Below are 11,701 nucleotides of genomic sequence, written 5' to 3' on the forward strand. Positions count from 1 at the left end.
GAACTGCTTTTTGGTAAAATCTTGTCGCTTCACACGATCGATAACAATCGCCTTATCACGACCTAACGAAACCGACAAAGTATCTGATGCTTGTTCTACATTCAAAAACGACTGACCTAAGTACGTGCCTTCAAAATACAGATTTACGGCTCCTGGAAGTAAATTGTAATTCTGCCAATCTCTAATTTCCGCATTTAAATACGCCGCCTTATCCAACTTCGGAACACTAAAATACCGATAGCTTGCCGGAATTTCCTGCTGACTCAAATTAGCCGTGTACATATTGCCATCGGCTAAAACAGTAAACGGTTCTTTAACATCGAAAGTAACGGTAGTGGTTTGAGATGTCAATTCAGCTAGGCTAACTTTTCTACGCATATTTTTTGCAGCTCCAGGTGCCGCAGAACTAATCTCTAAGCCGGCAACTTGACCTTGTAGTGAAGTAATTAAGTTTGTATCGCTCGAATCCGTAAAAGTCTTGCGCATTGATGCCGATCCTCTTAATGTGATAGTCTCTCGAACTTTAGCAACATACCAAGGTCGTAAAGTTGGCGCTATGGCGTTTTCTGTCGGATTTCCACTACTCAAGGATAATTGTACGTTTTTCCAGTCTTCATTTGTATTTTGATAAACTTCGGCTTTCGTAGCCAAATCTACGGGCGCGCTGATGTCGGTTACTTTCAAATCGTAAACCGGCGCCCAACCTGCGTCGTCTACAAAATAGGTAAACGTAATTTGCGCTTTTCCACCGCGATCTGATTGTATACTTACCAATAATTCACCGATTTGTTTATTCGCCGAACCGCGAACTTCATTTAGCTGTTGGTTCACAAGGGAATACAAACTATCGCTCGATTTAATTGCGGCATTTGTCAAACTCTGATTGCGCAAATTCTCCGTGTATTGCGCTTTTTGATAATCGACAACCGCTTTCAAATCGAGCATTTTCAAACCCGCATTTTCGCCAGCAACGGCTTGATTCTTCAATAAAATCGACTCCTCATTCTTATACACTTTCAATAGATCCTGTTGGTCGTTACGCTGTTTTCGCAAACGCTCCAATCGATCTTCCAAAGCTTTAACCTCATCGCGCACTTTCTTCGAAGACAAAACGTCTAGCTGTACTTTAACCGAAGTTACACTTGCAAAATCCGGAGTAGTAACTTGCACACTATTTTCTTTGATCTGCGGACTCAATCCCGTCAGTACCACTGCATTTTTTCCAGCAATAAGATGTATTTGTGCGGTACGTGTTACCTGAGCGCCCGAGGTAAAAACCTTCACCGATTTAATTTCAGAATTAATTTTTGGCGGCTCATCTTGACTAAATACAGTGTGAATTGAGAGCAGGGCAAACAGAAGAATACAGTTTAAAGAAAGTCTCATAGACAAAAGTTTTAACGCAAGGTAGAAAAAATACCATCACCCTCGTCGTTATTTTTTGTCATCAAAACAAAGAAAACTAAATGCGAAATTCTTGTGGTTTTTTGACTAAACAGAGAGAAACACGACACTTTAATCTAAAATTCAATTTTACTATCTTTGCCACTATGACACTCATAAGCGAAGACAACAGCAAGAATCAGGAGATTGTAAAAAACGTTTTTACAAAATATCTCGAGAAAAACGCGCACCGGAAAACTCCCGAGCGCTATGCTATTCTACAAGAGATTTACGACAGTCAGGAGCATTTTGACATCGAGAATTTGTATGTCAAAATGAAAAACAAAAACTACCGCGTAAGTCGCGCTACGCTTTACAACACCATCGAATTATTGCTCGACTGTGGCTTGGTGCGCAAACATCAATTCGGACAATCGCAGGCGTATTTTGAAAAATCGTACTTCGACAAACAACACGATCATATCATCATGACCGATACCGGCGAAGTAATCGAATTTTGCGATCCGCGCATTCAAACCATCAAAAAAACGATTGAAGAGATTTTCGACGTGGAAATTTCCAATCATTCCCTCTATTTTTACGGTACTCGTAAATCTCAAAACGCAACAACTACGGAAGAGAATCTTCCCAACACAACTGAATATAACCCAATCAACTAATGTCTGTAGATTTACTGTTAGGCTTGCAATGGGGCGACGAAGGCAAAGGAAAAATTGTCGACGTGCTCACCCAAAAGTATGATATTATTGCTCGATTCCAAGGCGGACCAAACGCCGGACACACGCTCGAATTCGACGGAATCAAGCACGTATTACGAACCATCCCAAGCGGAATTTTCCACAAAAACGCGGTCAACATCATCGGAAACGGTGTTGTTATCGATCCCGTGGTTTTTGTAAAAGAACTCGAAGGTTTGGAACAATTCAAAATTGACATTTACAACAAACTGATCATTTCGCGCAAAGCACATCTGATTTTACCGACACATCGCTTGCTAGATGCGGCATCCGAAGCCTCAAAAGGCAAGGCAAAAATTGGTTCGACACTCAAAGGCATCGGACCAACGTATATGGATAAAACCGGACGTAATGGCTTGCGAATCGGCGATTTAGAACTCGACGATTTTAAAGAACGTTACCGAAATCTCGCCGATAAACACGAGGCAATTATTAAATTCTACGACGTTTCCATTCAGTACAACTTGGCTGAAATGGAAAACGAATTTTTCGAAGCCATCGAAACATTAAAAAAACTACAATTCATCGACAGCGAAGCCTATCTTTTTCAAGCGCTTAAAGACGGCAAATCGATTTTAGCCGAAGGTGCTCAAGGAAGTTTACTCGACGTTGACTTCGGTACGTATCCGTTTGTAACTTCTTCGAATACAACGGCTGCCGGCGCTTGTACCGGATTGGGAATCGCTCCAAATAAAATCAAAGACGTTTACGGAATTTTCAAAGCCTATACCACACGTGTAGGCAGCGGACCTTTTCCCACAGAACTCTTCGACGAAGTGGGCGAAACTATGGCGCGAATTGGCAACGAATTCGGTTCGGTTACCGGACGTAAACGTCGTTGCGGCTGGCTCGATCTCGTTGCTCTAAAATACGCCGTTCAAATAAATGGCGTTACCCAACTCATGATGATGAAAGGCGACGTACTTTCTGGTTTTGAAGAGCTTAAAGTGTGTACAGCTTACAATTATCGCGGCGAAATCATCGACCACCTACCCTACAACATCGAAGAAGAAAACGTGAGTCCGGTTTACAAAAGTTTCAAAGGATGGCATGCCGACCTTACTGGACTTACCGAATACAGCGATTTACCAACCGAATTAAAAGACTACGTTTCATTTATCGAAGCTGAAGTTGGCGTTCCGATTAAAATTATTTCGGTAGGACCCGACCGTACGCAAACGATTTCGCGCTAACTTTGCGTCATGGATAAGTGCATTTCTGTTTTCGATATGCTCAAAGTTGGTGTCGGGCCTTCAAGCTCGCACACACTTGGGCCTTGGCGTGCTGCCGAAAAGTTTTTAAGTGAAATTCGCGCAAATGGATTCTTCGCAGAAACCTTCGCCGTGAAGGTCGATTTATACGGCTCACTTTCTCTAACCGGTAAAGGACATGCAACTGATTTAGCAGTTATGCTCGGATTGAGCGGCCAAGACCCAGAGTACATTCCTGTTGAAAACATCGGAAGTATCATTGCAGACATCCAAAACAGCCAGACTTTGCAACTGGGAAATGAGAAGACAATCGGATTTTCATTTCTTACAGATATCGTATTTCATAAGAACTTCCTACCCTTTCATGCAAACGGCCTCACATTCACCGCATTTAAAGAAAGCGGCGAAGCTTATGCATCAACTTTTTATTCGATTGGTGGCGGGTTTGTTGTGAAAGAAGAGCAAAACAACGAAAACAGCACCGATTTTACTTGTGCATTCCCCTACCCGATTGATACCGCAGTTGAATTATTGCATTATTGCAGCGAGAATCAACTAAAAATATCGGAGGTAGTGTATGCAAATGAGATTTCTATGCGCCCGGAAGCACTGGTGCACAGCGAGTTGCTCCGAATTTGGAATACCATGCTCGAATGTATGTATATTGGCTGCCATACCGACGGAATTTTACCCGGCGGTTTAAATGTAAAGCGACGCGCGTTCGATATGCATCAGAATTTAATGGGCAACGGACAATACAATAACCCACAAGAATGGCTGCAAACCATTCGTAAAACCGAAGTTAAATTTCGCCAAATTTTAAAGTGGGTGTCTTGCTTTGCTTTGGCTGTCAACGAAGTTAATGCGGCCTTAGGTCGTGTGGTTACCGCTCCTACAAATGGCTCGGCGGGCGTGATTCCTGCCGTATTAATGTACTATATGGTTATCGAAAACCACCAAGCAGGCGACGATGAAGTAAAGAAATTCTTGATGGTTGCCGGCGAAGTTGGTAGTATTTTCAAGAAAGGCGCAACGATTTCGGCCGCAATGGGTGGCTGCCAAGCAGAAATTGGTGTATCATCGGCTATGGCCGCAGCTGCATTATGCGAATTAATGGGCGGATCACCCGAGCAAGTACTCATGGCAGCAGAAATTGCTATGGAGCATCATTTGGGATTAACCTGCGATCCGATAGGCGGTTTAGTCCAAATTCCGTGCATCGAGCGAAATACCATGGGCGCAATAAAAGCGATTAACGCCGCAGAACTCGCACTAGAAACCGATGCTAAAAATGCAAAAGTTCCTTTGGATAAGGTCATCAATACCATGTGGCAAACGGCCAAAGACATGAATTCCAAATACAAAGAAACTTCTGAAGGTGGTTTAGCAGTGGCCGTAAACATTGCCGACTGCTAATTCTTATTTCGCAGACTTTCGCGTATCGTACGTATGGGCAATTTTCCATTGACCGTCAACAGCAACGAGGAAAAAGTAATTTCGACCGCTGTGCTGCAACGTATCGTTTACATAAAACTCATAATCCATGTGAACGTCGGCAATTTGGCCGTAGTTGCGGACAATAACATTCGAAATACGCTCTTCTAACTTGATACTTTGAGGAATATTCGAAAACTCATTCAAAAAATCAGTTGCACCTCTCGAAACAACTTTAGGTTCCCCATCAATGTACATCAACGTATCAAAGTTAACGGAATCATTCAACAATAACGGACGCATAATGGCTGGCATTTTCTGATTCAAACCCGAAAAAAACCATTCGACAATTTTCTCCGGACTAGCCGAATCTTGCGCAAACGAAGCCGAACTCGCAAACAAAGCAGTAAACAAAAACAACTTTTTCATAGTAGTAGTACTTTCGGCAAATATATCTTAATAGCGTGAAATTTGATGACTACAGTATCGCGAATTAGCTAACTTTGCGACTTAAATTTTGTGCTATGTCGGTTGCTAAAAAAGACTACAAACGAATTACCACCCGTTCGCTGATTGAAATGAAAAGTCAGGGCGAAAAAATATCCATGCTCACTGCCTACGATTATACCATGGCCAAAATCGTAGATTCAGCGGGGATCGACGTCATTTTGGTAGGCGATTCGGCCAGTAACGTTATGGCAGGTCATGAAACCACGCTACCGATTACACTCGATCAAATGATTTACCACGCCTCGTCGGTAGTACGTGCCATCAATCGCGCCTTAGTAGTTGTAGATTTACCCTTTGGAAGCTACCAATCGGATTCGAAAGAAGCTTTGCGTTCGGCCATTCGCATCATGAAAGAAAGTGGCGGACACGCCGTAAAGCTCGAAGGCGGAAGCGAAATAAAAGATTCAATCAAGAAAATACTTAATGCCGGAATTCCCGTCATGGGACATTTAGGACTTACACCACAATCCATCTATAAATTCGGAACGTACAACGTTCGTGCTAAAGAAAACGCCGAAGCCGAAAAACTCATTGAGGATGCCATCATGCTCGAAAAGTTGGGTTGTTTTGCATTAGTATGCGAGAAAATCCCAGCAGAGCTCGCCAAACGCGTAGCAGAAAGCATTAGCATTCCTGTAATTGGTATTGGTGCCGGAAGCGATGTCGATGGACAAGTATTGGTCATTCACGATATGTTGGGCATGAATAATGAGTTTTCACCTCGTTTTTTGCGTCGCTACCTCAATCTATATGATCAAATGACGGCTGCAATCTCGCAGTACGTCTCGGATGTGAAGTCGGTTGATTTTCCAAACGCCGGAGAACAGTATTAATGAAAACGGCTGCAGACGGTTCGAACTTGCAGGTTTTGTTCGAAGACAATCATTTAGTTGCGGTTAACAAACGTTGTGGCGACTTGGTTCAGGGCGATAAAACCGGCGACGAAACCTTGTTAGATGCCGTAAAAAACTACATTGCTGCTAAATATCAGAAACCTGGAGCTGTGTTTGCGGGCGTGGTGCACCGATTAGACCGACCTACCTCGGGCGTGGTTGTTTTTGCCCGTACTTCGAAGGCTTTAGCTCGGATGAATGCCCTTTTTAGCAGCCGAGAAACGGAGAAAGTTTACCATTGTTTAATCGAAGGAAAGCCACAGCAGGAAGCCGCTACGTTAACGCATTTTTTGGTTCGTAACGAAAAAAACAATACCAGCAAAGCCTTTGAAAAAGAGGTTACTAACAGCAAAAAAGCCGTTTTGCATTACAAATTGCTTCGCGCATTTACCCATTATAGTTTGTTGGAAATACACTTAGAAACGGGCAGGCATCATCAAATTCGGGCGCAGTTGGCGGCTTGCGGCATGGTCATTAAAGGCGATTTAAAATACGGTGCCAAGCGTTCCAACCCAAACGGCGGCATTAGTTTACACGCGCGCGAGCTCACATTTGTGCATCCGGTTGCTAAAACCGAAGTGAAAATTCGCGCACCCTATCCCGCTGGAGATATTTTCGAGGGATAACTACATTAAATTCATGATTTTTTGGGGGTGCCGGCGGTGCAATCATAGCGCTTCGCAAACGGATCACCGAACCGCCGTCGCGCCATTCGCTATATCTTTGCGGCAAACGCCTGGTGGAAATACCATAACGCCGCAAAGGATGCCGCTGCTGTCGCTCACCCGGAAATACGTGTTTAAAATACGTACAATTAGATTTGCGTTATGGGCGATGGTTTATCTTTTTGAAGTTGGTTTAAAGTTGGTGTGTTTTTTAAAATAATTTCTAAGTAGACAGAATTGCGGAGCGCGAGTGCTACTTTCTCACCGCTAAAATCTCAAAACAACCATAATTTGGATTGTCTCTAAAATTTATTATTTCATTATAATTCGACTCTAAAATATTGGCGAGTTGATCCGTTCGGAGGTTTCCCGTTCTGATCCAAATGACTTTCGGCGGAAATCCATAAAGAGAATTAAAGTCGTTGAAATCAGAATCTTGTGTGACAATAGTGTAATCCGACTCTTTTGCAAATTCCCAGATTGTCTTATCGGAACTGTCAATTAGTTTTTCGTTTTTTACACAAGTCGAACCAGAAAAGTTTTCTGATAAAAGATTTAGAATTCGATGCGAAATATTCTGGTTGAAAAGCAATTTCATACAGCAACTTGATAGATTTTGTTTTCTCTATCAGCGGCATAACTTAACGCTGCGTATATATCTTCTTGTGTAAGCTCATCAAAATCTGCCAGGATTTCGGGAATCGTCATGCCAGAAGCGAGCCAGTTAAGAATATCATTTACGCTTATTCTCATCCCACGAATGGTTGGTCGTCCTCCACGCTTACCTGCCTCGATGGTAATTATTTCCTTATAATCTCTCATGACCAATTATATTTTTATAAAAGTACAAAATTGGATTCGATTGTCGACAAATCATGTTTAGCCCCATTCTTGGGTAACATTCCTGGAACTCACACAACAATAAAAGTTGCGAATTGTTTTTTCTGTTGGACGAAGTTTTTTTCGTTAGGACAGAACACCCATGTAACGATATAGACTACTAGTGCTACAAACCGCTACACTTATTACATAACCAACAACTAAAGCGTATTATTTGTACAAACCCATATCTCAAGCCAAAGTTATTGCTGCGATAAAAGGAAAAGTACAAACAAGTCTAAAAACCAATTTTTATCGCTTACAAAGAGGTTTTCTAACCCCTCTAAAATTTGCCAATTACAACTTGAACTAAAAAATAAGCCGCACTAAAATCGCTTGTAAAGAGGTCTTTTCTGTTTAGATTTATGTTTTTTACTTTTTAAAAGAGGTTGTGCAACAGCTACCCGTGTTGTTTGCTGTTTATAGTGCGTTTAATAGTTCTTTTAGTTGTAGCATATTTTTATCCTTTTCAATTGGATTTATCTTATTCATTGAATTAGAGGATAAGCTTTTATTCATCGCCTGAACTTTTTGGAGCATTGGAATTACATATTTCAAAAAATGATTAAAGTTTTGATAAATATCTTGATAAGATGATGCAAGTTTATATCCAGGTTTTCCTGAATGACTAATTATTAAAAGTCCATCATATCGTAAATCTCTAACTAAGAGACGTAGTTTTTCTATTGAATAGTTTGGATAGAATTTTTGTAAATAAGCTAAGATTTCAGAGGTTGGAACTAGTCTCAATGAATCAATTTGATTTTGCAGCTGTAGATATTCCAATAGTCGGAAATGTTCTTGCTTATTGTGATTTTCTTTATCTAAATATTTGTGTACAGAATGGAAATTCATTTCCCGGATAACGCTATCAAATTCTGTGTTAGAAGTGTTTAAATAATAATTCTGTGAAGTTTCATAAGGAAAATAATCAACCGATAGTCGTTGATGAATTCTTTCATAAATTTCTTTTGCTCTCGGAGAAGAATGACTTATGCAGAAAATTTTGCCAAGACATCCCGAAACAAAATCAGCTAACTGAACTAATTTTTCGCCAGTTTTATCATCTGTCAGCTCAAACGCACGATCTGGATTAAATAGGTCTCTGTCTATTCCGTTTGTAACTACGAAATTTTGAAGTTCACTTCGGAAATCTGTTCCAACTGCATCCGCGAAAATAGAAAAGCGGTCAAAGCGGTCATTGTATTTGCGAACAAAAGTTTTTTGAAAGTACTTATAAAAGGTTCTCTTATCATGTAACCCTAAGCTACCTATTCGCGATTTATCGACAACTAATACATCAATATGAAAATCTAAATTATCAATTAGATATTCTAAAATTTGTAACCGCTTATCGAAGTCCTTAACTTTAATATTATTTGATTTAATGTCAGGTCCAAGCCGAAATCTTTGACAAATTTCACTTCTTACTTGCCTAGCTTTTTCGATAAAACTTTCGTCAACAATAACTGAAGTATATATGAAATGTGAGAAAGTACCATTTTTTGATAGATTCAAATGGGAATTTCCAAACTCGTCAATAAAGATAAATGCTTTATTCATTGTTAATTCTTACTAGGATATTGAATAAATAAAAATTACGTTTAATGGATTTTCCCCGTAGTAGCAAGTTAAGGATTAATGTAATAAGAAATTGTGATGTTCAGAGTATTTTCCAAGAAAGATGTACGAGCTATAGCACAAAACCGCTGTTAGCAGTAGGCGTTTAATTTTGCGTTGCTAAATCATAAAAATTATCAACTATTCGGGTTATAATTTCAGTTGTTCGGGTTATTACTTCTTGTGCGTCGACTGGATTTAACTCTTTCCATCTCTTGAATAATGAAGATGCATCAACTCCCCAAAATTCAATTTGGGAATTGAACCATCTTTTCATCGCGTCGCGGTTATCTGCTACACCATTTATATTATCAAGAAAAACACGTTTTGTATATCTGAAAGTGTTGTCCCAAAACGCATCATCTTCTGGAAGACTTGCTAGAAAATCTTTAACAATATTTTCTGGCCTAACAGTTCCGGGTAAAAAAACTACGTTATTTGTTTGTGTCTGACTAAAACTTGATTTAAAATCTCCATCAAGAACAACTACGCTTCTGAAAAACTCTTCAAAACCTTTATCAATAAGAGTTTTGTACGTTCCGCAACTTATACTTAAATTTTTATATGAATTCTCACAGCCGAAGTCAACTCCTTCTACTATGCCCTTAAAGAAACAACATGCTTCATAATCTTCGAAATAGAAGTTTATTTTTTTAGGTTTAATTTCCCTTAAAGCTTCATGATTTAAGTCAGCTAACAAAATCGTTAACTCACGAAAACCTTGTGTCGCAGTTACTGAACCCAAAGAATTTGTTAGACTAACAAAATTTGTATGATGCTTGAATTGAGAACCAGTTCGTGAAGACAAGAAATTTAATAAATCTGACGAGTGCGTTGTAAAAACAATTTGAACATCTAATTCTCGACCAATTCTGAGCATCACTTTTAATAAGTTTTTTTGAGCTGCGGGATAAAGTGTAGCATCAAGTTCATCAATTAATAAAAGGCCGTCCTCATAATTTGGGTCATTCTGTTTTAGTTGCTTGAAAGAAAGTAAGGCTAATATTATTTGTCCAATATTATCTTGTCCAGCAGAAATTCCATGTGCGTCAAAATTACTTGTAGTTGGGGAAAATGAGTTTTTGTTATTTGAGATTGTATGTACTGGACTGATAATTTCATTTGCAGAAAATATCTCGTTATATAGCTCATTATATTCTGTAGCTAATTCTGGAGTTAACGTTTGCATACCTAACCTAATGTTTCTTTCATTTTCTTGAGCTAATGGTATAAGTCTTTTTAAGCTTAAGAAAATAACAGGTTTAAGTATTTTACCTCCATGCCTTTTTCTTCCTCCAACATCAATTCTATGTCTGATTCTTCCATTTTCGTTTGTTTCTCTAAATTGCGCTTCCTTTTCTGAATTGTCGGTAAATGTAATTTTATAGTGATAAGAATTCCCAGTATCATGTTGACTTGAAAAACGAAATACAGATGAATATTTTGTTTCAAACCTACCGTTAAATAAATTATGAGACGTATTGCCAAATTTAAAAATATGCCCGATTAAACCTAAGATTGAGGTTTTTCCAGTACCATTTCCACCTGCAATAACTGTTAATGTACTTCCAAAATCAAAGTTGAGATTACTTAAGTGTCTAAAAGTGGTAATTGAAACTTTTGATATTTTCATAATTTGTTTTTTAAGATTAAAGTATTCAACGCTTACTGCTAACTCCCAAATATACGAAAGTTCTCCATCCTTAACTTTGCTTTTTTTTCACGTAAGATAACGTAAATACTAGCTTGAACAAATTTCGGAGGTAGTTGCAATCGTCAATTATAGTTTTGTTTCTTGGAAAAGTTTAAACTTGTATTTCTCTGTTCAATATGTACATCCTAAAAATTTAGTTTACCGAAATTGTTAACAAACTTTATTACATTCAATGATAAACCCGTTCTCTTTGTAAAATTTCAAAAAATGCAACTCGATACAAGCAACATTCTTAATTGTATGTCGCTTACGAAAATATCAAATTCCCCACTCCATCACCTACCTACTTATAGGTATTTTTCCACCAAACGTTAGTAACGTATGCCCTAGCCCGGATGGGAGCGGCAGCCCGTAAGAAAAATACGGCAACGTGAAGCGGTACGTGTGGGCGACCCAAGAAGCCCAACACCTGCCGACTGAACGTGCCGTATTTTTTGCGGACTATAGCGGACAGCCGGAGATAGCTAAAAAATAGAACGAAGCAAAAGAAGCTTACAGCTAACAGCTAAAATGGAGCACCATGTTTCACAAAGTTTTTCACGATGTACACAATGTTTTTCCTTCGACGAGCTCATGTACCCAGCTTTTTAAGCGCACGGAAAACACTGAACCTCAAAGAATTTTTGCGCAATAC

Annotated in this window: 11 protein-coding genes; 5 read left to right on the plus strand and 6 right to left on the minus strand. The window is 39.4% G+C overall.

Annotated features, from left to right (window positions below; all coding sequences use genetic code 11):
- Positions 1-1,386 (minus strand): DUF4139 domain-containing protein (locus ACOVQQ_RS06515; RefSeq protein ID WP_421817481.1); only part of this gene is annotated, 1,386 nt, incomplete at its 3' end.
- A gap of 164 nt (positions 1,387-1,550) precedes the next feature.
- Here ACOVQQ_RS06515 and ACOVQQ_RS06520 point away from each other — a divergent pair.
- Genes ACOVQQ_RS06520 through ACOVQQ_RS06530 form a run of 3 tightly spaced genes read left to right on the plus strand, consistent with a single transcriptional unit; the run spans position 1,551 to position 4,768 of the window.
- Entirely contained in the window at positions 1,551-2,063 is a 513-nt protein-coding gene (locus tag ACOVQQ_RS06520; RefSeq protein ID WP_094485635.1) for a Fur family transcriptional regulator, read from the plus strand.
- Complete coding sequence (locus tag ACOVQQ_RS06525; RefSeq protein WP_421817482.1) at positions 2,063-3,334, plus strand: adenylosuccinate synthase; 1,272 nt, start codon at positions 2,063-2,065, stop codon at positions 3,332-3,334. Before ACOVQQ_RS06520 ends, ACOVQQ_RS06525 begins: the two co-directional genes overlap by 1 nt.
- 9 nt (positions 3,335-3,343) lie before the next feature.
- A complete protein-coding gene (locus ACOVQQ_RS06530) occupies positions 3,344-4,768 on the plus strand; it encodes an L-serine ammonia-lyase (protein ID WP_421817483.1) in 1,425 nt (474 codons plus the stop codon).
- A 3-nt stretch (positions 4,769-4,771) separates the two neighbouring features.
- Here the strand turns inward: ACOVQQ_RS06530 and ACOVQQ_RS06535 are convergent, their stop codons facing one another.
- Positions 4,772-5,215, minus strand: coding sequence for a hypothetical protein (locus ACOVQQ_RS06535; RefSeq protein ID WP_421817484.1), 444 nt, complete (start codon positions 5,213-5,215; stop codon positions 4,772-4,774).
- Between the two features lie 95 nt (positions 5,216-5,310).
- Here ACOVQQ_RS06535 and panB point away from each other — a divergent pair, with 95 nt between their 5' ends.
- Together panB and ACOVQQ_RS06545 are read left to right on the plus strand one after the other, a co-directional pair.
- Positions 5,311-6,129, plus strand: a complete 819-nt coding sequence (gene panB / locus ACOVQQ_RS06540; RefSeq protein WP_094485631.1) for a 3-methyl-2-oxobutanoate hydroxymethyltransferase — start codon at positions 5,311-5,313, stop codon at positions 6,127-6,129.
- The gene (locus ACOVQQ_RS06545; protein ID WP_421817485.1) at positions 6,129-6,815 is read left to right on the plus strand and encodes an RluA family pseudouridine synthase; all 687 of its coding nucleotides are present in this window, start codon (positions 6,129-6,131) and stop codon (positions 6,813-6,815) included. The genes panB and ACOVQQ_RS06545 overlap by 1 nt, the downstream gene beginning before the upstream one ends.
- A gap of 292 nt (positions 6,816-7,107) precedes the next feature.
- Here the strand turns inward: ACOVQQ_RS06545 and ACOVQQ_RS06550 are convergent, their stop codons facing one another.
- From ACOVQQ_RS06550 to ACOVQQ_RS06565, 4 genes are all read right to left on the minus strand, one after another.
- A complete protein-coding gene (locus tag ACOVQQ_RS06550) occupies positions 7,108-7,452 on the minus strand; it encodes a DUF5615 family PIN-like protein (RefSeq protein WP_421817486.1) in 345 nt (114 codons plus the stop codon).
- Entirely contained in the window at positions 7,449-7,676 is a 228-nt protein-coding gene (locus ACOVQQ_RS06555; RefSeq protein WP_421817487.1) for a DUF433 domain-containing protein, read from the minus strand. The genes ACOVQQ_RS06550 and ACOVQQ_RS06555 overlap by 4 nt, the downstream gene beginning before the upstream one ends.
- 477 nt (positions 7,677-8,153) lie before the next feature.
- A complete protein-coding gene (locus ACOVQQ_RS06560) occupies positions 8,154-9,296 on the minus strand; it encodes a DUF3800 domain-containing protein (protein WP_421817488.1) in 1,143 nt (380 codons plus the stop codon).
- A gap of 163 nt (positions 9,297-9,459) precedes the next feature.
- On the minus strand, positions 9,460-10,986 hold the full coding sequence (locus ACOVQQ_RS06565; protein ID WP_421817489.1) for an ATP-dependent nuclease: 1,527 nt from the start codon (positions 10,984-10,986) through the stop codon (positions 9,460-9,462).
- Positions 10,987-11,701 lie beyond the last annotated feature (715 nt).

Origin of the sequence: Flavobacterium sp. (assembly GCF_049240005.1) — a bacterium.
GTDB lineage: Bacteria > Bacteroidota > Bacteroidia > Flavobacteriales > Flavobacteriaceae > Flavobacterium.